Consider the following 26,408-nt stretch of genomic DNA (forward strand, 5'->3'; position numbering starts at 1 on the left):
CTGGCTGCAGAAGAATATTAAAATTAAAAGCGGTTAATGAACCTGCCCGTACGCTGTTGATCGCTCATAGCTGCACAAAATAAGCGATCTCTGTCGACTCTCCCATTTTCTGCAGCATTACTTTTCATTATTAACTTTGAAGTACGTCACATTATTTCAGATCGAACCCGAAGAGTGCCACGTTGGCAGACCCTTCTTAAAATCAATGAATTAGAATAGTATCTCCATCAAGGAACCGTGCGAAGTCATGGATGAGTCATCATCATAGCCTTGTCCGACTAATCCGATTGAGCTGAATAAGGGCAGGCGGCATGATGGTGATTGCTTCTATTCGCACTTTGCGGCAGCCTTTTCGTTACCCTGGGATACCCATTATCAATGTTTTACTGGATGAAATTCCCTTTTGCCTTGCTGCTGCTGTTCGCTGCTTCGCTTCAGGCTGAACCGCTGCAGAAAGTTTTTTATAACTGGCAGATAACCTGCAATAACCTTAATAGTTGTGTGGTACGTAATTTCCCTGGCGATAATGGCTTGGTGATGACGCTTACCCGTAATGCGGGCATTAACGATCGGCCTTTACTGCGTATTGATTACGGTAACCGCTATACCGGAGAGCTTAAAGGCGCACCGCTGAAAGACAATTTATTACTGGACGGCCAGCGGCTGAAACCCGATTTGAAACACTGGCAAGTAGAGCCCCATCATCTTGCCACGGCACATGTTATCTCCATTGATGAATTTCTGGCGCAGATCATGGACGCAGGGAATATTCAGTTGCTCTACCGACCTGAGGCCACTATCTCGCTGCATGGTTTGAAAGCGGCGCTGTTGCTAATGGATGAGATTCAGGGCCGGGTGAATGGCATGAGCGCCTGGGTGAAGCGGGGCGACCGCGCGGCGATGGATGTCCCGCCGCAGCCCGCTACTCCGCAGATTATGCCACCGCGCCGGCCGCCTTTACCTCTGACGCGGGACGAAACCACCGGCCTGATCGATTTTGGTACCTGGCGGATAAATACCGATGAGTGTTCATTGGATCCACAGCGACGCGAGGTTAGCGTGGCACCGCTGTCAGATGAGAAAGCGCTGCTGCTGGTTACCTGTGAAATGGGGGCCTATAACGTCATCGATCTGGCCTTTGAAGTCAGCCGTACCGAGCCTTTTGTGGCGAAAGGGGTTTCCCTTAGCCTGCCGTTTGTCCCCCCTGGCCGCAGCGACAAGCAGCTGGAGCTGATCAATGCCGAGTATGATGCCAACACCGGCGAGTTGTTGACCTTCGGCAAAGGCCGCGGATTAGGCGATTGTGGTACGGCATCGCGCTGGCAATACACCGGGCGGGAGTTTGTACTGGCTGAATTTGCTCAGGAAACAACCTGTGATGCCTGGCATGGCAGTGACGACTGGCCAACGCTGTGGGCCAGTGAGAAAGTAGAGCCGCCAGCTGCTGAAGTAGAGATGTCGACACCCTGAAGCCCGGAACAGCTTCCCGATGGTCAGCCATAAAAAAAGCCCGGCACCAGTGCCGGGCTTGCTGATCAAAGCAGATGCCAGAAGCGGCTGCTTAGTAGCCTCAGTGAGGCTTCAGCAGCGATTCAGCATGGCTGACGATGTTTTCAACCGTGAAGCCAAACTCGTTGAACAGCTTATCAGCGGGTGCAGACTCACCAAAGGTGGTCATACCTACGATAGCGCCATTCAGACCAACGTATTTGAACCAGTAATCTGCAATACCTGCTTCAACAGCTACGCGCGCCGCAACGCCAGATGGCAGCACGGATTCGCGATACGCCACGTCCTGTTTGTCGAACATGTCGGTAGAAGGCATGGAAACCACCCGTACCTTGTGGCCGCTGCGGGTCAGCTTCTCAGCCGCGCCCAGCGTGATTTCTACCTCGGAACCGGTAGCAATCAGGATCACCTCAGGCGTTCCTTCGCAATCTGACAGCACATAAGCACCGCGGGAGATATTCTCCAGCTGCTCTTTAGTACGCTCAGGCTGCAACAGGTTCTGACGGGAGAGGATCAGTGCGGTCGGCCCGTGATGGCGCTCAATCGCATGCTTCCACGCCACGGCGGTTTCTACCTGGTCGCACGGACGCCAGACGCTCATATTCGGCGTGACGCGCAGGCTGGCAAGCTGTTCAACCGGCTGGTGCGTCGGGCCATCTTCGCCCAGACCGATGGAGTCGTGGGTATAGACCATGATCTGACGGGCTTTCATCAGCGCCGCCATACGGACAGCATTACGCGCATATTCCACAAACATCAGGAAGGTAGCGGTATAAGGCACAAAGCCGCCGTGGTGTGCGATGCCGTTAGCAATGGCAGTCATACCAAATTCACGCACGCCATAGTGAATATAGTTACCGGCAAGATCCTCTTTGATCGACTTGGAGCCTGACCAGATGGTGAGGTTACTTGGTGCCAGATCAGCCGATCCACCTAAGAATTCAGGCAGCAGCTTACCCCAGGCTTCCAGGGTGTTTTGTGAAGCTTTGCGGCTGGCGATTTTCTGTGGATTAGCCTGCAGATGCTCAATAAACTTCTGCGTTTCCTGCTCCCAGTTCTCCGGCATGCCACCATCCATACGACGGCTGTACTCTTTCGCCAGTTCCGGGAAGGCGGCTTGATAAGCGGAGAACTTCTCGTTCCACTCTTTCTCATACTTGCTGCCCGCCTCTTTGGCATCCCACTGAGCATAAATATCCTCAGGGATTTCAAAGGCAGGATAGTTCCAGCCAAGCTGCTTACGGGTCAGCTCAACTTCATCCACGCCCAACGCTGCGCCGTGAGATTCTTCTTTACCCGCTTTGTTCGGTGAACCAAAACCAATAATCGTTTTGCAGATGATCAGTGATGGCTTGTCGGTAACGCTCTGCGCTTCTTTAATAGCGCCAGCAACAGCCTCTGAGTCGTGACCATCAATATTGATCACATGCCAGTTATAGGCTTCAAAGCGCTTGGCGGTGTCATCGCTGAACCAGCCTTCCACTTCACCATCAATCGAGATGCCGTTGTGGTCATAAAAACCGATCAGTTTGCCCAGGCCCAGCGTACCCGCCAGCGAGCAGACTTCGTGAGAAATCCCTTCCATCAGACAGCCGTCACCCATAAATACATAGGTGTGGTGGTCGACGATATCGTGGCCCGGACGGTTAAACTGAGCGCCCAGCGTGCGTTCTGCAATCGCCAGACCTACCGCATTCGCCAGACCCTGACCCAGCGGGCCGGTGGTGGTTTCCACGCCCGGCGTATAACCAATTTCCGGGTGGCCCGGCGTTTTAGAGTGCAGCTGACGGAAGTTTTTCAGCTCTTCAATCGGCAAATCGTAGCCGGAGAGGTGCAGCAGGCTGTACAGCAGCATGGAACCATGACCGTTGGACAGAATGAAACGGTCACGATCGGCCCAGGCCGGGTTCGTCGGGTTGTGATGCAAAAAGTCGCGCCACAACACTTCAGCGATATCTGCCATGCCCATTGGGGCGCCTGGATGACCGGAATTGGCTTTCTGTACGGCATCCATACTGAGGGCACGGATGGCGTTAGCCAGTTCTCTACGTGAAGACATGTTTTTCTCCCTGATTGTTTTGTGGGATAAAATGGGCGGATTAAACGCTAAAGGGCGAAGGCCCTGCATCGCCGACAGGATCGGTTAACAGGACGTTCCACCCATTTTGATTTCGGTTACAGCTTAGCGGCAAGCACGTCTTCCAGGTTCTGCTGGTCAACGGCGAACTGACGGATGCCTTCAGACAGTTTTTCAACCGCCATCGGATCCTGATTGTGCTCCCAGCGGAACTGCGCTTCTGACAGCGGGGTAGGCTGATGGAAGGCTTCTGTAGGAGGCGTGAGTTTACGCTCAACCGGTGCATCGCTTGCCTGCAACTGCTTCAGCAGATCGGCAGAAATGGTCAGGCGGTCACAGCCAGCCAGCGCCACAATCTGCTCGGTTTTACGGAAGCTGGCACCCATGATCACTGTGTTATAGCGGTGCTGTTTGTAGTATTCGTAGATGTTACGTACGGAAACAACGCCCGGATCTTCATCCACCACATACGGATCCATTGGCTTACGGGTGTTGTACCAGTCGTAGATACGGCCCACAAACGGAGAGATCAGGAAGACACCGGCTTCAGCACAGGCGCGTGCCTGAGCAAAGGAGAAGAGCAGGGTCAGGTTACAGTTGATGCCGTTTTTCTCCAGCTCTTCTGCTGCACGAATGCCTTCCCAGGTTGAAGCGAGTTTGATCAGAATACGTGAACGGTCAATACCGTTGTCTTCGTACATTCTTACCAGCTTCTCCGCTTTGGTCACGCACATGCCGCGATCGAAAGAGAGACGTGCGTCTACTTCAGTAGAGACGCGGCCGGGAACGCTTTTCAGGATTTCCATCCCGAGATTGACCGCAACTTTGTCACTGGCGTTGATAATCTGGGTTTCTTTGCTGCCGCCCTGTTTTTTGGCGTAGTCGATGGCATCGGTAATCAGGTGCTTGTAGGAATCGAGGGCGGAGGCTTTAAGGATCAGAGAGGGGTTGGTGGTTGCATCTTCCGGATGGTAATCACGAATGGATTCAATATCGCCACTGTCCGCCACCACGGTGGTGAATTGTTTCAGTGCTTCTAGCTGGTTCATCTCTTGGCTCCTTGATGTGCAATCTGCATTACGATTTGACCATGACGGGCAACGGGGCTTAAGGCCAACGAGGCAGCCTTGAATCTTCTCTGTGGGGAATTTTCAGGGGCTAACATCGGATCTACCCGACACGGAAGTCTGTTCTCAGGCCAAACATTGCATCAGACGTTCTGTAATAGAAATGCGTTTTCTCTGATTGTTGCAATGGGTTGACCCAATGAGTCCGTTGCGCACATTGAAAAAATGCCGCACCCTCCAGTGTAGCACTTCTGTAAAATTTCGTGATGGCGCGCACGCTGGCGCGCGCCGGCATCGCCTGTTTTCCGCAAACACCCGTGCGCACCTCGTTGAATATCACTGAATAAATCGCGCGCTGATGACGGGAGAGGCGTGGCCGAAAAGGGGGATACGCAGCCAGCGATAACGCGGCAAGCCGACTGGCCTGCCGCAACTTTCATCAAATCCACGCTTTCACCGGCAGGAAATCGGTGTAGAGCGCCGCTTCCGGCGTGCCCGGTTCGGGAGCGTAATTATACTCCCAGCGCACCAGCGGCGGCATCGACATCAAAATAGATTCAGTACGTCCGCCGGTTTGCAGACCAAACAGCGTCCCGCGATCCCACACCAGGTTGAACTCCACATAGCGCCCACGACGATAGAGCTGGAAGTCGCGCTCGCGCTCGCCCCAGGGAAGCGCTTTGCGACGCTCAATAATGGGCAGATAGGCTTCAAGAAAACCTTCTCCTACCGCCTGAGTGAAGCGGAAGCAATAGTCAAAGTCTGGCGTGTTCAGGTCGTCAAAGAACAGACCGCCAATGCCGCGCTGCTCGTTACGGTGTTTGATAAAGAAGTAGTCATCACACCACTTTTTATAGCGCGGATAAACTTCCTCCCCAAAGGGCTGACACAGGTCAGACGCCGTCTGGTGCCAGTGCACCGCATCCTCCGTGAAGCCGTAATAGGGCGTCATGTCGAACCCGCCGCCGAACCACCAGACCGGATCGGCGCCCGGTTTTTCCGCGATAAAGAAACGAACGTTGGCATGACTGGTGGGCAGATAAGGGTTTTCCGGGTGGATCACCAGCGACACGCCCATCGCTTCAAAACTGCGGCCCGCCAGCTCCGGGCGGTGCGCGGTAGCGGAGGCTGGCATCATATCGCCATGAACATGGGAGAAATTTACGCCAGCCTGTTCGAAAATTGCGCCGCCTCGCAGCACGCGGCTGCGACCGCCGCCGCCGCCTTCGCGATCCCAGCTCTCTTCTTCAAAGTTCGCTTTGCCGTCAGCCTGGGCTAACTGCTGGCAAATAGTCTCCTGTAGGGTGAGCAAAAACTGCTTCACCAGGGCAAGGTTGGGTGCGTTCATGGCTTACCTTTGTCGTCAAATCACGCGCGCAGTATACGACAAAATGCCTCCGCCGGGGCAGAGTGATGCTGAAGCTTAAGCGGGGCGCCTGTTACTGGCATCATACTCCGCAAAATAGCTGACGATGCCGCCGACAATTGCCGTCGCAATCTTCTTGCGAAAGGCGGTGGTGCCTAACAGGCGCTCTTCGGAAGGATTGGTTATAAAAGAGGTCTCAACCAGTACGGAAGGAATGGAGGGGGATTTCAGCACGGCAAAGGCGGCCTGCTCCGTGTGCTGGCTGTGCAGATGATGCACCGGACGGATCTGGTTCAGCACATGCTTGCCCAGCGTCAGGCTGTTTTTAATGGTATCGGTCTGGACTAAATCGAATAAAACCTGCTGAAGATAATGATCTTTTTGTGCCGCCTTCACGCCGCCAACATCATCCGCCGCGTTTTCACGCTTGGACAAATAGCGCGCCATACTGCTGCTGGCACCACGATTGGAGAGCGCGAACACGGAGGCGCCGTTCGCCTCCGGACTGGTGAAGCCATCCGCATGAATGGACATAAACAGGTTAGCGCCATGCTGATGGGCAATCTCCACCCGTTCACCCAGCGGGATAAAGTGGTCCGACTCTCGCGTCAGCCGGGCTTCAATATGCGGATGCCCGTTCAGCATGTCGCGGATATGGTTAGCGATCTCCAGCACTACATGCTTCTCTTCTGAACCCTCTTCGCCAACCGCACCCGAATCGATCCCGCCGTGCCCCGGGTCGATCATCACTATCTTCTTTGCGCTGGTTGCAGGACGTGGAGGCGTATGAGGATGGTTACGGCTCGCCTTAAGGGTAGCTACTTCTTCTTTTGCCAGCGCCGGTCTGTTGGCCAGTAAAGCCAGCGCCATGCCTGAAAGCAGCAGCTGGCGGCGGGTTGTTAACGGGGTCATCTGGCCAAACTTTTTCATTATTCCATCCTCTGAGCAAAACGTGCTTAATGTTATATCGTAACATTAGGGCCAACGCGAGAAGGGAACTATTTCAAGCTTTTACTTTCTATTTCAGCAAACTAACGGCCTTTTTTACGGTTTGCACCGCTTGAGGCTTGCGCCGCTGAAAGAAAGCGTGATAATCAGCAAATTATGGTTAACATCTGGGGCAACGGTATGGAAATCCGCGTATTCAGCCAGGACGATTTTGAAGAAGTAATCACGCTCTGGGAGCGTTGCGATTTGTTACGTCCGTGGAACGATCCGGAAATGGATATTGAGCGTAAGCTTAATCATGATCCGGATCTGTTTCTGGTCGCCGTGGTCAGCGGCGTCATTGTTGGTACCTTGATGGGCGGCTATGACGGACATCGCGGCTCGGCCTACTATCTGGGCGTTCACCCTGATTACCAGGGGCGTGGGTTCGCCAATGCGCTGATTAATCGCCTTGAGAAAAAGCTCATTGCTCGCGGCTGTCCGAAAATTAACGTGATGGTGCGGGAAGAAAATGATGCGGTGCTGGGTTTTTATGAAAAGCTTGATTACGACACGCAGGACAGCCTGCTGCTCGGCAAGCGTTTAATTGAAGATCGCGAATATTAATCAGTTGGGTGGCGCAGTGCTGCCCCCGCCAGTGATGTGATGAACCTGATATTTTCTCCCGACGATTATGATGCAAAAGGTCAGCTGAGGTTACCGCTCGCCTTCTGGGCCATTTTGCTTTTACAGGCGCGCACCTGGGTTCTGTTTGTGATGGCTGGTGCCTCCCGCCAGCAGGGGACCTCGCTGCTGGAGCTGTTTTATCCTGATACGCATGCCTTCTGGCTGGGGCTGGCCCTGGGCGTACCGGCCGCACTGGGGCTGTTGTTGACCGGCTATCGACAGCGTTTCCCCCGCCTCTGGCAGGCGTGGCGTTGGGTTCTGATGCTGACGCTGGTGGCGATGCTGACGCTGCAAGGTTTTACCCTGTATCAGGGCGAGGAGAGCGTTTCTCCCTTAGTGATCCTGTTTACCGGATTCGACCTGCTGGCGCTGGCCTGGCTCAGCTTCAACCGCCACCTCCGGGCCTGTTTTGATCCCGCCCACAACGCCGGATAAAACTCCCGACAAAAACAGCGGATAAAACGCTCGCCTCCAGGGGAAAGGTTTTTATCCGACAAAAAACGTCGGATAAAACTTTTTCCCGGATTAACACTCCAATCAGTTCAGAAGTTTTTGGTTATCAAGACAGGAGTTGCAATGAAATCTGTTCGCCCGGCACTGATTGCCGTCGCTTTGCTGCTGGCTGGCTGTGCCAGTTCCGGCTCCTCAACAGAGTCCGGCAGCGGCGCCACCTGGTGGAACCCGCTGACCTATTCATGGTCCAGCCTGGCGCCCTGGAACTGGTTTGGTTCTTCTCTGACGGTTAATGAGCAGGGAGTAGGTGAACTCACCGGCAGCACCGCAATGAACGAAACCGCCATCGGCGAGGGATTAGGCGGCAACTATCAGATCCGCAAAGGGATGCGTAGCGAAAACGGCGGCGTAGTCACTTTTTTCCAGGCGGTGAGCGACAAGCAGGTGAAAGTTGAAGTGACCGGGCAGTCCACTGTGGATCGCATTGACGTGACGGATCGCGCCATCATCTCCGCCGACGGCAACAAGATTGGTACGCCGTTCAGGGATATTTTCAAAAAAGCCTTTGGTGCTTGTGACAAAGGTAGCGGCGCGGACAGCGAGGGCGTCGAGTGTTCAGCACCGGGCAGCCAGCACATCAGCTATCTCTTCACCGGTGAATGGCACGGTCCTGAAGGGTTGATGCCCCCGGATGAAACGCTGCAGAACTGGACTATCAGCAAAATTATCTGGCGCAAATAACCTCCGCGGGCTGCCTTCAGGCGGCCCGTTTTAATTAGCAAAGACAAAGTTCCTCTTCCTTGCTGTCAGACAAGATGCCCCTGAAAACATCAGGTATGATAAGCCGAAAAATTCCACTACGGATATCCGCCTTTTCAGGAGAACGCCCGATGTCTCAGCCTCAGAGCGGCATTTTGTCAGAACACCGCCGTTTTGCTATTTATCTTGAAGCTATGGTGCAGGGCGACTTAACGCTCCTTCGCCAGGCCACTCCTCTGTTTCTTCAGCAGCTTGAGCGGTTGCAGCACGCCTGGCCTGACGCCGGGCTGGAAGCGGTTATCGCCTTCGGTCCGGCCGTGTGGAATGACCTTAATGCTGGTCAAAGCCCCGCCGGACTGAAGGATTTCCAGCCGCTGGGCAAAGGGATGGCGCCCGCCACGCAGCGCGACCTGCTGATCCATATTCACTCTTTTCGCCACGATGTGAATTTTACCCTGGCACAGGCCGCCGTTGCCGCTTTTGGCCCGGCTATCCAGGTGGTGGAAGAGACACACGGCTTCCGCTGGGTGGAAGAGCGGGATTTAAGTGGATTTGTTGACGGTACGGAAAACCCGCAGGGTGAACAGCGGCCGCTGGTGGCGCTGATAGGCGAGGGTGAAAACGCCGGCGGAAGCTATGTGTTCAGCCAGCGCTGGGAACATAATCTGAAGATGTTTAACCGCCTGGCGGTGAACAAGCAGGAGCAGATTATCGGCCGTACTAAAGAGAGTAATGAAGAACTGGAGGGGGAAGCGCGTCCCGTTACCTCGCATGTCAGCCGCGTCGACCTGAAAGAGAATGGCAAGGGCCTGAAAATTCTTCGTCAGAGCCTGCCCTATGGCACCGCAAGCGGCACCAATGGGCTTTTCTTCCTCGCCTACTGCGCCACGCTCTATAACATTGAGCAACAGTTGCTGAGTATGTTTGGCGAAAAAGATAATAAGTTTGATGCCATGCTGCGCTTTACTAAGCCCGTCAGCGGCAGCTACTTTTATGCCCCCTCTCTGCAGCAGCTTGCTGCGCTCTGAGCGTTAACCACAGCCACAGAGTAGAGCCGCCTGCGGGCGGCTGCTGGCCTGAAAGGAGAGCATCTCTCTCTATCAATGAGATTTCGCAAATGTGCGGCTATCCATCTTTGCCGTACTTCTGTTCCGTGTTTCGCAAGGATTACGATATGACGCCTAAAGAGCACCGGGCGAAATATGGTGAGATACACTATTAAGAGGAGGCTGGCCCGACATCAGCGGCCCTTCCTGAAGCCAGCGCCTGCTGATACGCATCGCCTTTCCCGCCGTTTGCATAAGCAATTCTGTCCGCTTATAGCGTTTTAAACTTCCAAATCACCAAACGGTATATAAAGCCGTTACTGGTTTTCATCGGGTTATAGATAAACTGAGGGCTCTTCAGGGCGCAAGCCGGAACGCTTTCAGGGTGCAACATGACGTTACCGACAGTGAAAAAAATCTTCAGCAGTGCCGCGTTTTCGCTGCTGCTGGCCGGGTCAGCTCAGGCTACCGAGCTGCTGAACAGCTCTTATGATGTCTCTCGCGAGCTGTTTGTCGCCCTGAATGCGCCTTTTGAGAAACAGTGGGCGGAGCAGAATAATGGCGACAAGCTGACTATCAAACAGTCCCATGCAGGCTCCTCCAAGCAGGCGCTGGCGATTTTACAGGGCCTGAAAGCTGACGTGGTGACCTATAACCAGGTGACTGACGTAGAGATCCTGCACGCTCGCGGCAACCTCATCCCGGCTGACTGGCAGAAACGTCTGCCGAATAACAGCTCCCCGTTTTATTCGACCATGGCTTTCCTGGTGCGTAAGGGCAACCCAAAAAACATCCATGACTGGAGCGATCTGGTGAAAAGTGATGTGAAGCTGGTGTTCCCGAACCCTAAAACTTCCGGCAATGGCCGCTATACCTATCTTGCCGCCTGGGGAGCCGCCGATAAAGCGGATGGTAAAAACCAGGCAAAGACCGAACGATTTATGACCCAGTTTCTGAAAAACGTCGAAGTGTTTGATACCGGCGGTCGGGGCGCCACCACCACCTTTGTGGAGCGTGGGCAGGGCGACGTGCTGATCAGTTTTGAGTCAGAAGTGAATAACATCCGTAATCAGTACGCCAAAGAGGGCTACGAAGTCGTAGTGCCCAAAACCAATATTCTGGCGGAATTCCCGGTGGCCTGGGTGGATAAAAACATCAAGGCTAACGACACCGAAAAAGCGGCCAAAGCTTACCTGAACTATCTCTATACGCCGGAAGCGCAAAAAATCATTACGCAGTACTACTACCGCGTAAACAACCCGGAGCTGATGGCGCAGCAGAAAGATCGTTTCCCGCCGGTCGATCTGTTCCGCGTTGAAGAGGCGTTTGGCGGCTGGGAGCAGGTTATGAAAACGCAGTTTGCCAGCGGTGGCGAGCTGGATAAATTGTTAGCCGCGGGACATCAGTAATGTTTGCCACCAGAAGTAAGCGTGTTCTTCCCGGATTTGGGATCAGCCTGGGTAGCAGCCTGTTTTTCACCTGCCTGATCCTGCTGCTGCCGATCAGCGCGCTGCTGATGCAGCTGTCGCAGATGACGCTCTCCCAGTACTGGGAAGTGATCACCAACCCGCAGGTGATGGCGGCCTATAAAGTGACGCTGCTTTCCGCCGGTGTCGCTTCGCTGTTTAACGCCTTTTTCGGCATGCTGATGGCGTGGATCCTGACCCGTTACCGTTTTCCGGGGCGTACGCTGCTGGATGGCCTGATGGATTTGCCTTTTGCCTTGCCGACAGCCGTGGCGGGCCTGACGCTGGCGGGGCTGTTTTCCGTTAACGGCTGGTACGGTCAGTGGCTGGCGCAGTTTGATATCAAGGTCTCCTACACCTGGCTGGGCATTGCGGTAGCGATGGCGTTCACCAGCATTCCGTTTGTGGTCCGTACCGTACAGCCCGTGCTTGAAGAGCTGGGGCCAGAATATGAAGAAGCGGCAGAAACGCTGGGCGCTACGCCGTGGCAGAGCTTCCGCCGCGTTGTGCTGCCAGAGGTAGCGCCTGCGTTGCTGGCAGGCACGGCGCTCTCTTTTACTCGTAGCCTGGGCGAGTTTGGCGCGGTCATTTTTATCGCCGGTAATATCGCGTGGAAAACTGAAGTGACCTCACTGATGATTTTTGTCCGCTTGCAGGAGTTCGATTATCCGGCGGCAAGCGCGATCGCTTCCGTGATCCTGGCGGCTTCGCTGCTGCTGCTGTTTGCGATTAACACCTTACAGAGCCGCTTTGGCCGTCGTATTGGAGGTCATTAATGGCTGACGTAACAGAGTTGAACGGCGTGAGCCGCAGCCGCCCCAACTGGGGCAAATGGGTTCTGATTGCGCTGGGCATGGTGATTTCACTGGGACTGCTGGTGGTGCCAATGGCCGCCATCTTCGCCAGCGCCTTCTCGGAAGGCATCGGCGCGATGTTCAGTAACCTGAACAATGGCGACATGCTGCACTCCATCTGGCTCACTATCCTGATGGCGCTGATTACCGTGCCGGTTAACCTGGTGTTCGGTACGCTGCTCGCCTGGCTGGTTACGCGCTTTGATTTTCCGGGACGTCAGCTGCTGCTGACGCTGTTCGATATTCCTTTTGCCGTGTCGCCGGTGGTGGCGGGGCTGATGTATCTGCTGTTCTGGGGCGTGAACGGTCCCGCTGGCGGCTGGCTGGACGCCCATAACGTTGCGCTGATGTTCTCCTGGCCAGGCATGGCGATGGTCACCATTTTCGTGACCTGTCCGTTTGTGGTGCGTGAACTGGTGCCGGTGATGCTCAGCCAGGGCAGCAATGAAGATGAAGCGGCGGTGCTGTTAGGGGCATCTGGCTGGAAAATGTTCTGGCGGGTGACCCTGCCAAACATTCGTTGGGCGCTGCTTTACGGTCTGGTATTAACCAATGCCCGTGCTATTGGTGAGTTTGGTGCGGTCTCGGTAGTTTCGGGATCGATTCGCGGCGAGACCTACACGTTGCCATTACAAGTTGAATTACTGCATCAGGATTACAACACCGTGGGCGCCTTTACGGCGGCGGGCCTGTTGACCCTGATGGCTATTCTTACGCTGTTTCTGAAAAGCGCGCTGCAGTGGCGGTTAGAGCAACAGCAGAAGCGCCTGCAACAGGAGGGGAACCATGAGCATTGATATCAGCAAAATTAACAAATCCTTCGGCCGTACCAAGGTCCTGAACGATATTTCACTGGATATCCCTTCCGGTCAGATGGTGGCGCTGCTTGGGCCTTCCGGCTCAGGGAAAACCACCTTACTGCGCATCATCGCCGGACTGGAGAGCCAGAGCAGCGGTCGCCTGAGCTTCCAGGGTAAAGATGTCACGCAGCTGCACGCACGCGACCGTCATGTAGGATTTGTATTCCAGCATTATGCGCTGTTCCGCCACATGACGGTGTTTGACAACATCGCTTTTGGACTGACCGTGCTGCCCCGTCGTGAACGTCCTTCTGCCGCGGCTATCAGACAAAAAGTCTCTAAGCTGCTGGAGATGGTGCAGCTCAGCCATCTGGCAGCACGCTTCCCGGCCCAGCTCTCTGGCGGCCAGAAGCAGCGCGTAGCGCTGGCCCGTGCGCTGGCAGTTGAACCGGAAATCCTGCTGCTTGATGAACCCTTTGGCGCACTGGATGCGCAGGTGCGTAAAGAGCTTCGTCGCTGGCTGCGTCAGCTGCATGAAGAGCTGAAATTCACCAGCGTCTTTGTGACGCACGACCAGGAAGAGGCGATGGAAGTGGCCGATCGTGTGGTGGTGATGAGCCAGGGCAATATCGAACAGGTCGGCACGCCGGATGAAGTCTGGCGCGATCCCGCCACCCGCTTTGTACTGGAGTTCCTGGGCGAAGTGAACCGCTTTGATGCTGAAGTGCATGGCTCGCAGTTCCACGTAGGGGCGCATCACTGGCCGCTGGGTTATGCGCCTGCCCATCAGGGCGCGGTAGAGCTGTTCCTGCGGCCGTGGGAAGTTGACGTCAGCCGCCAGAGCAGTCTTGAAACGCCGCTGCCGGTTCAGGTGCTGGAAGTCAGCCCTCGCGGCCACTACTGGCAGGTCACCGCGATGCCTGCTGGCTGGGCACGGGAGCCGGTTACGCTGGTCGTAGAGGGGATACAAGCCGCGCCGATCCGTGGCGAGCAGCTCTTTGTGGGCCTGCAGCAGGCGCGTCTCTATAAAGGCGAAACGCCGCTGCGACAGGTTGCCTTTGCCCAAAGCGCCTGATATTTTCTTTAAGGGTCAGGCCAACCAGCCTGGCCCTTTTTTATTGCCAGCTTTTCTGGCCCATCCTGGGAACCGCACAGTGACAACCTTAGAAAATACCATCGGCAATACGCCGCTGATTGGGCTTCAGCGCCTGGGGCCTCATAACGGCAGTGAAATCTGGCTTAAGCTGGAAGGCAATAACCCGGCCGGATCGGTAAAAGATCGCGCCGCTTATTCGATGATCCATCAGGCAGAGCTGCGCGGTGAGATTAAGCCCGGCGACCAGCTAATCGAAGCGACCAGCGGCAATACCGGCATTGCGCTGGCGATGATTGCCGCCATGAAAGGCTATGCCCTGAAGCTGCTGATGCCGGAAAATATGAGCGTTGAACGCCAGGCCGCGATGCGGGCCTATGGCGCAGAGCTGATATTAATCAGCCGCGAGCTGGGCATGGAAGGCGCACGCGATCTGGCGCTGGAGATGCAGGCCAGGGGCGAAGGTAAGGTTCTCGACCAGTTTAATAATCCTGATAACCCGCTTGCCCATTACGCCACCACCGGACCGGAAATCTGGCAGCAGTCCGCCGGGCGTCTGACCCATTTCGTCTCCAGCATGGGTACCACCGGCACCATCACTGGCGTAGGGCGCTATCTGAAAGAGCAGAGCGGCCACGTTCAGATTGTAGGATTGCAGCCGGAAGAGGGCAGCAGTATCCCGGGTATCCGGCGCTGGCCTGCCGCCTACCTGCCGGGCATCTATCAGCCTGAACTGGTAGACCGCGTTATGGATATGTCCCAGCAGGAAGCGGAACAGACCATGCGGCTACTGGCGCGTCGGGAAGGCATTTTCTGCGGCGTAAGCTCCGGCGGCGCGGTTGCCGGAGCGTTGCGGATTGCGCAAGAGCAGCCGGGCAGCATCGTAGTGGCAATTATCTGCGATCGCGGCGATCGCTATCTCTCCACCGGCGTCTATTAATCCTCTTCAACTTCTCTCTTCCCGCAGGTTGCCCGTTGCGCGGCCTGCGCTTTCAACAGCTTATCTTTCAACCCCCGGCTGTCGCCCCTCTTTCCTGCTGATACACTGTAAGGATTGGGTAAAACCTGCTGCTATTGTTTCAGCAACAGGTGAAAATAGCGGCTGGATCACTGAGAGAGACTGCATGAAAATTTTACTGGTTGATGACGATCTCGAGCTGGGCAGCATGCTCAGTCAGTACCTGATTGCTGAAGGATTTGATGCTTCGCTGGTCCTGACCGGCAAAGCGGGCGTGGAAGGGGCGATGTCAGGTGAGTATAACGCGATGATCCTGGACATTATGCTGCCCGATATGAGCGGTATCGACGTGCTGCGTCAGGTTCGCCAGAACTGCCGCCTGCCGGTGATCATGCTGACCGCTAAAGGCGACAACATCGACCGGGTTATCGGGCTGGAGATGGGCGCCGACGATTATGTGCCCAAACCTTGTTATCCACGGGAGCTGGTGGCCAGGCTGCGTGCCGTACTGCGTCGCGTGGAAGAGCAGCCGGTGATCGTTGAGAGTAAAGAGCTGGCCTGCTGGGGTGACCTGGCGCTGAACCCGGCAACGCGCATCAGCGAGTGGAAAAAGCAGCCCTTTGACCTGACGGCTTCAGAATTTAATCTGCTGGATCTGCTGCTTCGTTCCCCCGATCGTGTGGTATCGAAAGATGAACTGTCAGAAAAAGGGCTGGGGCGCCCTCGTGAAGCTTATGACCGCAGCGTGGATGTGCATATCAGCAACATTCGCCAGAAGCTGGCGGCGCTGACCAATGACACCATCACTATCGAAACCGTGCGCAGCATAGGCTACCGTATCCGATGAGAGCCGGTTTTAGCGGGCTGTTATTCTGGAAGATCCTGCTGGGGTTCTGGCTGACGTTTCTGATCATGAGCCAGCTGCTGTGGCTGGGCTTCACGCTGTACGGCAAGCACCACGAACCGCCGGAAAATCTGGCCGCGCGGCGCATCGTCAATCTGCAAATGACCTCTGCGGTTTCCGTATTGCAACGTGGCGGCATGGATGCGCTGAACGACATGATGGCCGACTGGTCCGATAGCGACCGACGGTTTTTCTCTGTTCAGCTGATGCCAAAGCCGCCGCAGGAGATCCCACGAGACGATCTGAGCCGTAATTTACGGCCGGGAGATTTCCCTAAAGAGGTGATCGAGTGGGTGACCGGGGCTGACGGGCAGCAATACCAGCTCCGGTATGATGTGCAGGGGCTGCGTGAAGACAGCAATATGGGCGGTCATCCTCATAATTTCCTTAACATACCGGAGCCGATGCTGTTTATTGCCGGCGGCGGCGGTCTGCTGTTCAGCCTGCTGCTGGCGTGGAACCTGACGCGGCCAATGCGCCAGCTTCGTGAAGGATTTACCCGCGTCTCGAAAGGCGATCTTTCCGTACGGCTCTTCCCAACCATGCGCAGGCGCCATGATGAACTCTCGGTAGTGGCTCAGGATTTTGATGCGATGGTTGAGCGGCTCTCGGTGCTGGTTGAGGCTCGCGAGGCGTTGCTGCATGATGTCTCGCATGAGTTACGCTCGCCGCTGGCGCGTCTGCAGCTGGCGACGGGTCTGGCAAGACAGACGCCGGAATCGGTGGGCCAGTCGCTGGACAGGATTGATGAAGAGGCCAGACGGCTGGATAAAATGATCGGCGAACTGCTGACGCTCTCCCGCGCGGAGCATGAGACGCTGCCCGATGAACAATATTTCGACCTGCTTGGCCTGCTTGAGGCAGTCACCAATGACGCACGCTATGAAGCGCAGGTGCCTGGCGTGGAGATCCTGCTCTACGCCGATGAGGCGGGAGATTACACGGTCAAAGGCGATGCCAATCTGATCAGGTCTGCGGTTGAGAACGTCGTGCGTAATGCGTTGCGCTTCTCGCTTCAGGGAGAGCAGGTCACCATCTCGCTGAAGCAGGAGCAGGGCTGGCTGACCATCACCGTCATTGACCAGGGGCCGGGCGTGGACGCGGATAAGCTCTCCAGCATTTTCGATCCTTTCGTGCGGGTCAACTCCCCGCTTTCCGGCAAAGGCTATGGCCTGGGGCTCTCTATAGTCCGTAAAGTGCTGCTGGCGCATCAGGGTGACGTCAGTGCGGTTAACGGTAAGCATGGCGGGCTGGAGCTGACGCTCCGGCTGCCTCACTGGGTGGTTTAATAAGTGATGCAGAGTGCTATGATTGATGGCTAAGATCGTCAGCAGGCAAGCGCGAGAGGTAAGGGTGAGCAAATCAGTAACCACTAAGCAACAGGAAGTGCAGCGCATTGTTGAAGCGTTGTCCCTTGCCATCGCACAGCATCGTTTAAAACCGGGAACGCGGCTGGTTGAGGCGCAAATTGTTGAGGTGCTGGAGGCGAACCGCAATCACGTTCAGTCTGCTTTGCAACGGATGGCGTTACAGCATATCGTCACCATTGAACCAAACCGTGGCGCAATGGTAGCTAAGCCGGAAGCCCGTGAGGCGCGCGAGATTTTCACGGCCCGCCGGGCCATTGAGAGCGCAATTATTGCCTGTATCACCCCGGAGCTGATGGCGGCTCATCTCGGCGAGCTTGAAGCGCAGCAGAGAACTGAAAAAGAGGCCATTGCCCGTCAGGATCGCCGCGATATCGTTCGTGAATTTAGCCGGTTCCACCTGTTGCTGGGTGAAATCAGCGGTAATAAAGTGCTGAGTGAAATTCTGGCTAACCTGATGGTTCGTAGTTCGCTGATTGTTGCTCTTTATCAGCGTAATGACGTGCCTGCGTGTCAGTGTGATGAGCATGGCGCCATTGTTGACGCGCTGAAAGAGGGCAATTTGGTCCGGGCGCAGTCGGTAATGAATGACCATCTTAACGAGCTGGAACAGCAGCTTGATCTCAATGACTTTTCATCGGATCCCTTAAGCCTGCGTCAGGCGCTGACCCTTACCTCCTGAGCCGGCTCTGTTCTGGCTGCCTGTACTGAGCCGGTTAAGCCAAAAAAAAGCCCCCTGATTGCTCAGAGGGCTTTTTTACGAACGCAGCAGCCAGTTACTTTTTGATACGGATCACAGGCGTTTCGCCCACAACCACAGAACCCGTCAGTTTAACCAGCTCTTTGATCTCATCCATGTTAGAGATGACAACCGGCGTCAGCGTGGATTTCGCTTTTTCTTCCAGAAGCGGCAGGTCGAATTCAATAACCACATCGCCTTTCTTCACTTTCTGGCCTTCTTCCGCGATGCGCTTGAAGCCTTCACCCTTCAGTTCAACCGTATCAATTCCGAAGTGGACAAACAGCTCGATGCCGTTGTCGGATTCAATGGAAAAAGCATGATTGGTTTCGAATATTTTCCCGATGGTGCCATCAACCGGCGCTACCATTTTATTGCCAGTAGGTTTGATAGCGATACCGTCGCCAACAATTTTCTCTGCAAACACCACGTCCGGTACGTCTTCGATATTGACGATTTCACCAGACAGCGGTGCTACGATCTCGATGGCTCCAGATGCGGTATCTGACTTATCGCCAAAAAGTTTTGAAAACAAACCCATGATCTTCTCCTAAGCAGTATTATTGGGCCAGCGTTCCAGGTCTCAGCAGAGTGTTTTTTCTTCAATGAATTTGTTAACCAGATTCATCAACTCATCCGCTGTGGGTTGAGCCATAGCCTGCTCTGCTAATGCCTTCGCATCTTCAAAATTCGTATTACGAATGATTTTCTTGATGCGCGGGATAGAAATGGCACTCATGCTGAATTCATCCAGCCCCATTCCCAATAACAACAGTGTAGCACGTTCATCGCCAGCCAGCTCACCACACATCCCTGTCCATTTGCCTTCAGCATGAGACGCATCAATAACTTGCTTGATAAGTGTCAGCACGGAAGGGGTCATCGGATTGTAGAGATGAGAGATCAAATCGTTGCCACGGTCTACCGCCAGCGTGTACTGGGTCAGGTCGTTGGTACCGATACTAAAGAAATCGACCTCTTTAGCCAGATGATGCGCGATTGCCGCTGAAGCAGGCGTTTCCACCATAATGCCGGTCTCAATCGTTTCATCAAAGGCTTTGCCTTCTTCACGCAGCTGCGCTTTCAGCGTCTCCAGCTCCGCTTTCAACGTACGCACTTCCTCAACGGAGATAATCATCGGGAACATGATGCGCAGTTTACCGAAGGCAGAAGCACGCAGGATAGCGCGCAGCTGGGCATGCAGGATTTCCGGGCGATCCATTGCGATACGGATCGCTCGCCAGCCGAGGAACGGGTTATCTTCTTTCGGCAAGTTCATATAGGGCAGATCTTTATCACCGCCGATGTCCATGGTACGAACGATAACGGCCTGAGAGCCCATCGCTTCCGCCACCGCTTTATAAGCCTGGAACTGCTCTTCTTCAGTAGGCAGTGACTCGCGGTCCATAAACAGGAACTCGGTACGGTAGAGGCCCACGCCTTCAGCCCCGTTACGCTCGGCACCGGCAACATCACGCACGGTACCAATGTTGGCGCAAACTTCAACCTGGTGGCCGTCCAGCGTGATGGCTGGCAGATCTTTCAGCTTCGCGAGATCGTTTTTCTCGGTCACATACTGATTGTGAATAGCCTTCAGCTCTTCAATCTGCTCCGGGGTCGGGTTAACGTAAACCTGGTTGTTTACGCCGTCCAGGATCAGGTAATCGTCATTTTTCACCTGGCTGGTTACGCTGCCGGTGCCAACGATGGCGGGCAGCTCCAGCGAGCGGGCCATGATCGAGGTGTGCGAGGTGCGGCCACCCAAATCAGTAATAAAGCCCAGCACCTTGTTGAGGTTCAGCTGTGCGGTCTCTGAAGGCGTTAAATCCTTCGCCACCAGCAGCACTTCGTCAGCGATAGCGCTGAGATCAACAATATGCAGGCCCAGAATATTTTGCAGCAGACGCTTACCGATATCACGAACATCAGCGGCGCGCTCTTTCAGGTATTCATCATCCAGCTCTTCCAGAGCTTTAGCCTGACCTTCAATCACCGAGAAGGCAGCCGCATCGGCAGAAGCCAGCTCATCTTTAATCAGGGCTATGATTTCCTGTTCCAGCTCTTCATCTTCCAGCAACATAATGTGGCCTTCGAAGATCGCTTCTTTCTCTTCACCGAATGTCTCACCGGCTTTGATTTTGATCGCTTCAAGCTGCGCTGCAGCTTTGGTGCGGCCATCAAGAAAACGCTGAACTTCCTGCTCAACCTGGTCGGCAGCAATTTTTTTCCGGTTGATGACTATTTCATCTTCTTTCAGCAAAAGCGCTTTGCCAAAAGCGATACCCGGTGATGCTAAAATACCTGAAATCATAACCCTACCTTTTTAATGACTAGTAATCACCCGAGGCGATCAACCCAGAAACTGTTGGCTAATCCACTCAGCGAGCCAGCGTTATCAGCTGCCATCGTCTTGCGCTGGCTGCCCTCACTCTGTACTGAAAGGTACTCTACGAAAGCAACAACGCGGACGTGCTGTCCGCGATCAATATGTTTGCATTCAGTTGGCTGGCTCAGCCTGAGAAGAGATGCTTATTCGAGCTCTGCCATCAGCTTAACCAGATGTTCTACTGCTTTCTGCTCATCTTCGCCTTCAGCAGAGAGGGTGACAACAGTTCCCTGAGTCAGACCCAGCGTTTGCAGTTTGAATAGGCTTTTGGCGCTGGCTGATTTGCCGTTAGAGGTCACGGTGATATCTGATGCAAAGGCTTTCGCTTCTTTCACGAACTGTGCAGCAGGGCGAGTGTGGAGGCCATTAGGTGCGGTGATAGTAACTTCTTGCTGGAACATTCTTTTTCCCCAACTTGATTTGGTTAGATGTTATCGACCTAAAGTCTAGCCTGGTGACAGGACTTTAGCCTGGATGAGTCGCGCTGGCATGCGTACTAAGACGCGCCAAAAAATGCGCTTTTTAAGGGCAGGAAGGAGGCCGCGCCACTTTGCCGCTTTCATCTCACTTTCCTTTGCCCATTATGCCGCGATTTAGGCCGCTGCGCCAAATGAGTAAATCGATTCAGCTTGATCCATCGCACAGAGCGATTAATTTTGTGGATCGAAATAATGGTGGCTTTGATACCAGACACCTACGGGTAAAAGCAATCTGTAGCGTGGTAAAACTTTGACATGCTCCACAAAAAAGCACCCCTTCGGGTGCTTTTTTAGACAAATCTGGCTCATTGAGCTTACTGCTGTAACTCTTTCTCAGTAAAGAGATCGGCAAACAGAGCGGTACTCAGATAACGCTCGCCGGAAGAGGGCAGGATCACCACAATCGTTTTGTTGGCGAATGCCTCTTCTTCCTGCAGCTTCAGCGCAGCAGCAACGGCAGCACCGGAGGAGATGCCGGCAAGGATACCTTCCTCTTCCATCAGACGACGGGCGGTAGAGATCGATTCTTCGTTGGTAATAGCCACGACGCGATCGATCAGATTCAGTTCAAGGTTGCCCGGAATGAAGCCAGCGCCAATGCCCTGAATTTTATGCGGGCCCGGCTTGATCTCTTCACCGGCCAGCGCCTGCGCGATAACGGGCGAGTCGGTAGGTTCTACCGCAACGGTGATCAGATCCTTCATACCTTTAGTATTTTTCAGATAACGGCTAACGCCAGTCAGCGTTCCGCCCGTGCCCACACCGGCGATAAAGACATCAACGTTGCCATCGGTATCTTCCCAGATTTCCGGGCCGGTGGTTTTCTCGTGGATCTCCGGGTTTGCCGGGTTGCTGAATTGCTGAAGCAGAACGAATTTGTCCGGATTAGCCGCCACAACTTCTTCAGCTTTGGCGATCGCGCCTTTCATCCCTTTCGCGCCTTCGGTCAGGATCAGGTTGGCGCCCAGCGCTTTCAGCAGCTTGCGGCGCTCCACGCTCATGGTTTCTGGCATGGTCAGGGTCAGTTTATAACCGCGTGCTGCCGCCACGTAGGCCAGAGCAATCCCGGTATTTCCGCTGGTTGGTTCAACCAGCTCAACGCCCGGCTTCAGAATGCCGCGCTTCTCTGCGTCCCAAATCATATTGGCACCGATACGGCATTTCACGCTGAAACTTGGGTTACGGGATTCCACTTTAGCCAGAATGCGCCCGTTACCGATGCGGTTCAGTCGAACCAGCGGCGTATGGCCGATTGTTAACGAGTTGTCTTCATAGATCTTACTCATAGCCCGTCCTTAACTGTATGAAATTTGGGGAACGCTAAAAGCATACCCGCTTCAGTTTTTCAAGGAAGTGATGAAATCGTATATATATATGTTAAGCAGCAATAAGGGCAAATGAAAAGGCATAAGGCCTTACTGCACTCGTCCGAGCGTTGCGCGATAACGGTCAACCCACATTGCCGTCGCGCCGCAAACGGCTACCGGCATGATCGCCAGGTTCAGTATGGGGATCATGGTAAACAGGCTGACCAGCGCCCCAAACTGCATATTGTCAGTTTTGTTGCGACGCAGGGCAGCCCGCATCTGCTGGAAGCTCACTTTATGGTTATCGAACGGATAATCGCAGTACTGAATAGAGAGCATCCAGGCGCTGAACAGGAACCAGAGCACCGGGGCTACCGTCTGCCCAAAGCCGGGCACAAAGTAGAGTATCAGTAAGAGCAGCGCACGGGGCAGGTAGTAAGCGAGCTTTTGCCACTCACGCTTCATGATGCGCGGCAGGTCCCTGACCAGTGCAGACCAGCCGCTGTCTGGCAGCGGTTTTCCCGTCAGTCGCGCTTCAAGCTGCTCTGCCAGCAGGCCGCAAAACGGGGCGGCAATCCAGTTAGCAAGGGTAGAGAAGAAGTAGCTGAAGACCAGCACAATGGAAATCACCGTCAGCGGCCAGAGCAGATAGCTTAACCATTGCAGCCAGTCGGGGACTTTAGCCATCAGCGCCGGAAGCCATTCTCCCAGTTGCCAGAACAGCCAGATAAACGCGCCCCCCATCAGCAGAAAATTCAGCAGCAGCGGCACGATAACAAAACGGCGGATGCCCGGCAGCCGGATCAGTTTCCAGCCCTGAGCAAAATAGTGTATGCCGTTGCCAGATTTAGGGTTGAGATTAGAGCTCATGGTCTGATTTTCTCCTTACAGACGCTTCGGTAACGCAGCTATTTACGCGTACCAGTGTGCTTTTGAACGAAAAAACAGCAAAAAACCGTGTTGATACACGCTTATTTGTCAGAAAATACTGCACGGACTTGCACTTGTTATCCAGGGCAAATACAGTTAGAGGATAAAGTTTGCCGCGGTGGCAAGGTATTGGAACAACAGAGAATACAATGATGCAGGATTTGCGTCTGATATTAATCGTTGTTGGCGCGATCGCCATAATAGCGCTTTTACTTCACGGCCTGTGGACCAGCCGTAAAGAGCGCTCATCCGTTTTTCGCGATCGCCCTCACAAGCGTTTAAAACAGGATAGAGAAGAGGCATTTGACGACGCCGATGATGGCGTGGGTGAAGTGCGTGTGAAACGTTCGCGTGCAGAAGAGCCGGTTTCTCCGCCCGCTTTTGGGGCTGATGAAGCGCCGCCGCGCCCAACCAAACCTCGTGCTCAGCCTGAGCCGGTACGTCATCAGCAGCCGGTTGATCAACAGCCCGAGCTTGATCCGCTGTTTGGCGGCGAGCTGCCGCATGCGCCTGAACCGGAATATGATTTCGATGAGGAACCGGAACCGGTTCGTCAGCCGCAGCCAGAAGCACCGCGTCAGCCGCAGCCTGAAACATTACGTCAGCCTGTACAACCTCCGGCCAGCGTAAAGCCAGAGGTTGCGCCAACGCCTGAATTCAAGCCAGAGCCTGCGCCTGAAGAGGCGCCCGCAGCGCCCAAGCCTGAAAGGGCAAAAGAGACCGTGCTGGTGCTGCACGTGGGCGCACATGCAGGTGGCGTATTGAACGGTGAAGCGCTGCTGCAGGGCGTGCTTCAGGCCGGATTCCAGTTTGGTGAGATGAATATTTTCCACCGCCACCTGAGTCCTGCCGGCAGCGGTCCTGTGCTGTTCAGCCTGGCAAATATGGTAAAACCTGGCTCATTCAACCCGGACGAGATGTCTGATTTCTCCACGCCTGGCGTCTCTATCTTTATGATGGTGCCTTCTTATGGCGATGCGAATCAGAACTTCAAGCTGATGCTGCAGTCCGCGCAGCGTATCGCGGATGATGTCGGCGGCGTGGTGCTGGATGATGAGCGTCGGATGATGACGCCGCAGAAGCTGGAAACCTATAAAAACCGTATTCGTGACGTCATTGAGGCCAACGCCTGACGCGCTGAGCCTTCAGGCCGTAAGCTTCCCCCTCTCCAATACCCCCGCCAGTCGGGGGTTTTTTATCTCTATGGTGCCGCTATGGAATCCCTACAAGACAAAATTACTGCGCTGCAGACCACGCTTCGTCATCATGAATATCAATACCATGTGATGGACAGCCCTGAGGTGCCGGACGCTGAATACGATCGGCTGATGCGTGAACTGCGCGACCTGGAAGCGGCCCACCCTGAGCTGATTACGCCCGATTCGCCTACCCAACGGGTGGGCGCCGCGCCGCTCGGCGCGTTTGAACAGGTAAGGCATGAAATGCCGATGCTGTCGCTGGATAATACTTTTGATGAAGAGGGCTACCTTGCCTTCTACAAGCGTGTGCAGGATCGCCTGAAAAACAGGGATGACATTACCTTCTGCTGCGAACTGAAGTTAGATGGTCTGGCCGTCAGCCTGCTGTATGAAAATGGCTTGCTGGTACGAGCGGCGACGCGGGGCGATGGCACCACCGGCGAGAACATCACGGTTAACGTGCGCACCATCCGCGCCATTCCTCTTCGTCTGCATGGCGACAATATTCCTGCACGCGTGGAAGTGCGTGGCGAAGTCTTTATGCCTCAGGCTGGCTTTGAAGCCCTGAACGAGGAAGCGCGCCGCAAGGGCAGTAAGGTTTTTGCTAATCCCCGCAATGCGGCCGCAGGTTCGCTTCGCCAGCTCGATCCCCGCATTACCGCTAAACGCCCGCTGACCTTCTTCTGCTACGGCCTGGGGCTGCTTGAAGGCGGCGAGATGCCGCGCAGCCACATGGCGCGTTTGCAGCAGTTCAAAGCGTGGGGACTGCCGGTCAGCGACCGCATTCGCCTCTGCCACAGCAGTGATGAGGTGCTGGCTTTCTACCGGCAGATTGAACAGGATCGCGCCACGCTGGGCTTTGATATTGATGGCGTGGTGATCAAGGTCGACTCGCAGGATTTACAGGAGCAGCTCGGCTATGTGGCACGAGCGCCACGCTGGGCGATTGCCTTCAAGTTCCCGGCGCAGGAGCAGATGACCACAGTACGTGATGTCGAGTTTCAGGTGGGGCGCACAGGCGCTATCACGCCTGTCGCGAGGCTGGAGCCGGTTCAGGTTGCGGGTGTGATAGTAAGTAATGCCACTTTGCATAACGCCGATGAGATAGATCGTCTTGGCTTACGCATTGGCGATAAGGTCGTTATCCGTCGTGCTGGCGACGTTATCCCTCAGGTAGTAGGTGTGGTTGCCTCTGAACGCCCGCAGGATGCCAGGGAAGTCGTTTTCCCGACGCACTGTCCGGTTTGTGGTTCCGACGTTGAGCGCGTGGAAGGCGAAGTGGTGGCTCGCTGTACGGGCGGGTTGATCTGTGGCGCGCAACGAAAAGGGGCGCTGAAGCATTTCGTTTCCAGAAGGGCGATGGATGTGGATGGTATGGGCGATAAAATTATCGACCAACTGGTGGAGAAAGAGTACGTCAAAACGCCGGCAGACCTTTTCACCCTGACCGCGGGCAAGCTTACCGGCCTGGATCGCATGGGGCCGAAATCGGCGCAGAATGTGGTCAACGCGCTGACCAAAGCCAAAGAGACCACGCTGGCCCGTTTCCTCTACTCACTGGGTATCACTGAGGTAGGCGAAGCGACCGCTGCAAACCTGGCGGCGCATTTCGGCTCGCTGGAAAAAATTATTGCTGCCGATCTGGATGCGCTGATCGCCGTTCAGGATGTGGGGAAGGTGGTTGCCAGCCACGTACGAAACTTTATGGATGAAGAGAGCAACCGCGAGGTTATTCGTCAGCTGGTGGAAGAGGCGGGCATTAGCTGGCCAGCGGTGGAAGTGGTCAATGCGCAAGAGATAGACAGCCCGTTTGCCGGTAAAACGGTGGTACTGACCGGTTCGCTGACGATTCTCTCACGCGATGAAGCCAAAGATCGCCTGACGGCGCTGGGTGCCAAAGTCAGCGGCAGCGTTTCGAAGAAGACCGATCTGGTGATTGCGGGTGAGGCGGCGGGTTCCAAGCTGGCTAAGGCGCAGGAGCTGGGTATTGAGGTCATTGACGAAGCGGAGATGATCCGCCTGCTGGGCGAGTAAA

Annotated in this window: 24 protein-coding genes and 1 pseudogene; 16 read left to right on the forward strand and 9 right to left on the reverse strand. The window is 54.9% G+C overall.

The window, feature by feature from the left end; translation table 11 throughout:
• Positions 1-378 precede the first annotated feature (378 nt).
• Positions 379-1,470 (forward strand): DUF1176 domain-containing protein, encoded by a 1,092-nt coding sequence (locus tag Q3V30_RS05950; protein ID WP_306211394.1) that lies wholly within the window; start codon positions 379-381, stop codon positions 1,468-1,470.
• Between the two features lie 100 nt (positions 1,471-1,570).
• Here Q3V30_RS05950 and tkt read toward each other — a convergent pair whose 3' ends face one another.
• The 4 genes from tkt to amiA all read right to left on the reverse strand — a co-directional run bounded on the left by tkt (position 1,571) and on the right by amiA (position 6,949).
• Complete coding sequence (gene tkt, locus Q3V30_RS05955) at positions 1,571-3,568, reverse strand: transketolase (RefSeq protein ID WP_306211395.1); 1,998 nt, start codon at positions 3,566-3,568, stop codon at positions 1,571-1,573.
• Positions 3,569-3,684: 116 nt separating this feature from the next.
• Entirely contained in the window at positions 3,685-4,635 is a 951-nt protein-coding gene (gene tal / locus Q3V30_RS05960) for a transaldolase (protein ID WP_306211396.1), read from the reverse strand.
• Between the two features lie 457 nt (positions 4,636-5,092).
• On the reverse strand, positions 5,093-6,001 hold the full coding sequence (gene hemF, locus Q3V30_RS05965; protein ID WP_306211397.1) for an oxygen-dependent coproporphyrinogen oxidase: 909 nt from the start codon (positions 5,999-6,001) through the stop codon (positions 5,093-5,095).
• Between the two features lie 75 nt (positions 6,002-6,076).
• Positions 6,077-6,949, reverse strand: coding sequence for an N-acetylmuramoyl-L-alanine amidase AmiA (gene amiA / locus Q3V30_RS05970; protein ID WP_306211398.1), 873 nt, complete (start codon positions 6,947-6,949; stop codon positions 6,077-6,079).
• Positions 6,950-7,147: 198 nt separating this feature from the next.
• Here amiA and Q3V30_RS05975 point away from each other — a divergent pair, with 198 nt between their 5' ends.
• From Q3V30_RS05975 to Q3V30_RS06035, 13 genes and pseudogenes are all read left to right on the forward strand, one after another.
• Complete coding sequence (locus Q3V30_RS05975; protein ID WP_306213105.1) at positions 7,148-7,573, forward strand: GNAT family acetyltransferase; 426 nt, start codon at positions 7,148-7,150, stop codon at positions 7,571-7,573.
• Positions 7,574-7,612: 39 nt separating this feature from the next.
• Positions 7,613-8,068, forward strand: a complete 456-nt coding sequence (locus Q3V30_RS05980) for a DUF2919 domain-containing protein (protein ID WP_306211399.1) — start codon at positions 7,613-7,615, stop codon at positions 8,066-8,068.
• Positions 8,069-8,209: 141 nt separating this feature from the next.
• A complete protein-coding gene (locus Q3V30_RS05985) occupies positions 8,210-8,827 on the forward strand; it encodes an RpoE-regulated lipoprotein (protein WP_306211400.1) in 618 nt (205 codons plus the stop codon).
• Positions 8,828-8,976: 149 nt separating this feature from the next.
• Positions 8,977-9,873 carry a Dyp-type peroxidase gene (locus tag Q3V30_RS05990; protein ID WP_306211401.1) on the forward strand — a complete coding sequence of 299 codons (897 nt, stop codon included), beginning with the start codon at positions 8,977-8,979 and terminating at the stop codon, positions 9,871-9,873.
• A gap of 62 nt (positions 9,874-9,935) precedes the next feature.
• Positions 9,936-10,067, forward strand: a pseudogene (locus Q3V30_RS05995) (AraC family transcriptional regulator); the annotation flags it as partial.
• Positions 10,068-10,283: 216 nt separating this feature from the next.
• The gene (locus Q3V30_RS06000; protein WP_306211402.1) at positions 10,284-11,300 is read left to right on the forward strand and encodes a sulfate ABC transporter substrate-binding protein; all 1,017 of its coding nucleotides are present in this window, start codon (positions 10,284-10,286) and stop codon (positions 11,298-11,300) included.
• The gene (gene cysT / locus Q3V30_RS06005) at positions 11,300-12,133 is read left to right on the forward strand and encodes a sulfate/thiosulfate ABC transporter permease CysT (protein ID WP_306211403.1); all 834 of its coding nucleotides are present in this window, start codon (positions 11,300-11,302) and stop codon (positions 12,131-12,133) included. The genes Q3V30_RS06000 and cysT overlap by 1 nt, the downstream gene beginning before the upstream one ends.
• Positions 12,133-13,008 carry a sulfate/thiosulfate ABC transporter permease CysW gene (gene cysW / locus Q3V30_RS06010; RefSeq protein ID WP_306211404.1) on the forward strand — a complete coding sequence of 292 codons (876 nt, stop codon included), beginning with the start codon at positions 12,133-12,135 and terminating at the stop codon, positions 13,006-13,008. The genes cysT and cysW overlap by 1 nt, the downstream gene beginning before the upstream one ends.
• Positions 12,998-14,086, forward strand: a complete 1,089-nt coding sequence (cysA, locus tag Q3V30_RS06015) for a sulfate/thiosulfate ABC transporter ATP-binding protein CysA (protein ID WP_306211405.1) — start codon at positions 12,998-13,000, stop codon at positions 14,084-14,086. Before cysW ends, cysA begins: the two co-directional genes overlap by 11 nt.
• Positions 14,087-14,165: 79 nt before the next feature.
• Entirely contained in the window at positions 14,166-15,044 is an 879-nt protein-coding gene (gene cysM / locus Q3V30_RS06020; RefSeq protein WP_306211406.1) for a cysteine synthase CysM, read from the forward strand.
• Between the two features lie 184 nt (positions 15,045-15,228).
• Complete coding sequence (locus tag Q3V30_RS06025; RefSeq protein ID WP_306211407.1) at positions 15,229-15,909, forward strand: response regulator transcription factor; 681 nt, start codon at positions 15,229-15,231, stop codon at positions 15,907-15,909.
• The gene (locus tag Q3V30_RS06030) at positions 15,906-17,255 is read left to right on the forward strand and encodes an ATP-binding protein (protein WP_306211408.1); all 1,350 of its coding nucleotides are present in this window, start codon (positions 15,906-15,908) and stop codon (positions 17,253-17,255) included. Before Q3V30_RS06025 ends, Q3V30_RS06030 begins: the two co-directional genes overlap by 4 nt.
• A 64-nt stretch (positions 17,256-17,319) precedes the next feature.
• Positions 17,320-18,015, forward strand: a complete 696-nt coding sequence (locus Q3V30_RS06035; RefSeq protein ID WP_306211409.1) for a GntR family transcriptional regulator — start codon at positions 17,320-17,322, stop codon at positions 18,013-18,015.
• Positions 18,016-18,109: 94 nt separating this feature from the next.
• Here the strand turns inward: Q3V30_RS06035 and crr are convergent, their stop codons facing one another.
• The 5 genes from crr to cysZ all read right to left on the reverse strand — a co-directional run bounded on the left by crr (position 18,110) and on the right by cysZ (position 23,114).
• Entirely contained in the window at positions 18,110-18,613 is a 504-nt protein-coding gene (gene crr / locus Q3V30_RS06040) for a PTS glucose transporter subunit IIA (protein ID WP_306211410.1), read from the reverse strand.
• Positions 18,614-18,655: 42 nt separating this feature from the next.
• A complete protein-coding gene (gene ptsI / locus Q3V30_RS06045; RefSeq protein ID WP_306211411.1) occupies positions 18,656-20,383 on the reverse strand; it encodes a phosphoenolpyruvate-protein phosphotransferase PtsI in 1,728 nt (575 codons plus the stop codon).
• A gap of 218 nt (positions 20,384-20,601) precedes the next feature.
• Positions 20,602-20,859: a phosphocarrier protein Hpr gene (ptsH, locus tag Q3V30_RS06050; protein WP_004158914.1), complete on the reverse strand. Its 258-nt coding sequence runs from the start codon at positions 20,857-20,859 to the stop codon at positions 20,602-20,604.
• 392 nt (positions 20,860-21,251) lie between these two features.
• Positions 21,252-22,223: a cysteine synthase A gene (gene cysK, locus Q3V30_RS06055; RefSeq protein ID WP_306211412.1), complete on the reverse strand. Its 972-nt coding sequence runs from the start codon at positions 22,221-22,223 to the stop codon at positions 21,252-21,254.
• 129 nt (positions 22,224-22,352) lie between these two features.
• Positions 22,353-23,114 carry a sulfate transporter CysZ gene (gene cysZ / locus Q3V30_RS06060; protein ID WP_306211413.1) on the reverse strand — a complete coding sequence of 254 codons (762 nt, stop codon included), beginning with the start codon at positions 23,112-23,114 and terminating at the stop codon, positions 22,353-22,355.
• A gap of 209 nt (positions 23,115-23,323) precedes the next feature.
• On the opposite strand from cysZ, the gene zipA reads away from it, so the two are divergent.
• Together zipA and ligA are read left to right on the forward strand one after the other, a co-directional pair.
• Positions 23,324-24,307 (forward strand): cell division protein ZipA, encoded by a 984-nt coding sequence (gene zipA / locus Q3V30_RS06065; RefSeq protein WP_306211414.1) that lies wholly within the window; start codon positions 23,324-23,326, stop codon positions 24,305-24,307.
• Between the two features lie 81 nt (positions 24,308-24,388).
• On the forward strand, positions 24,389-26,407 hold the full coding sequence (ligA, locus tag Q3V30_RS06070) for an NAD-dependent DNA ligase LigA (protein ID WP_306211415.1): 2,019 nt from the start codon (positions 24,389-24,391) through the stop codon (positions 26,405-26,407).
• The last annotated feature ends 1 nt before the right edge of the window (position 26,408 follow it).

It is taken from the genome of Erwinia pyri, assembly GCF_030758455.1.
GTDB lineage: Bacteria > Pseudomonadota > Gammaproteobacteria > Enterobacterales > Enterobacteriaceae > Erwinia > Erwinia pyri.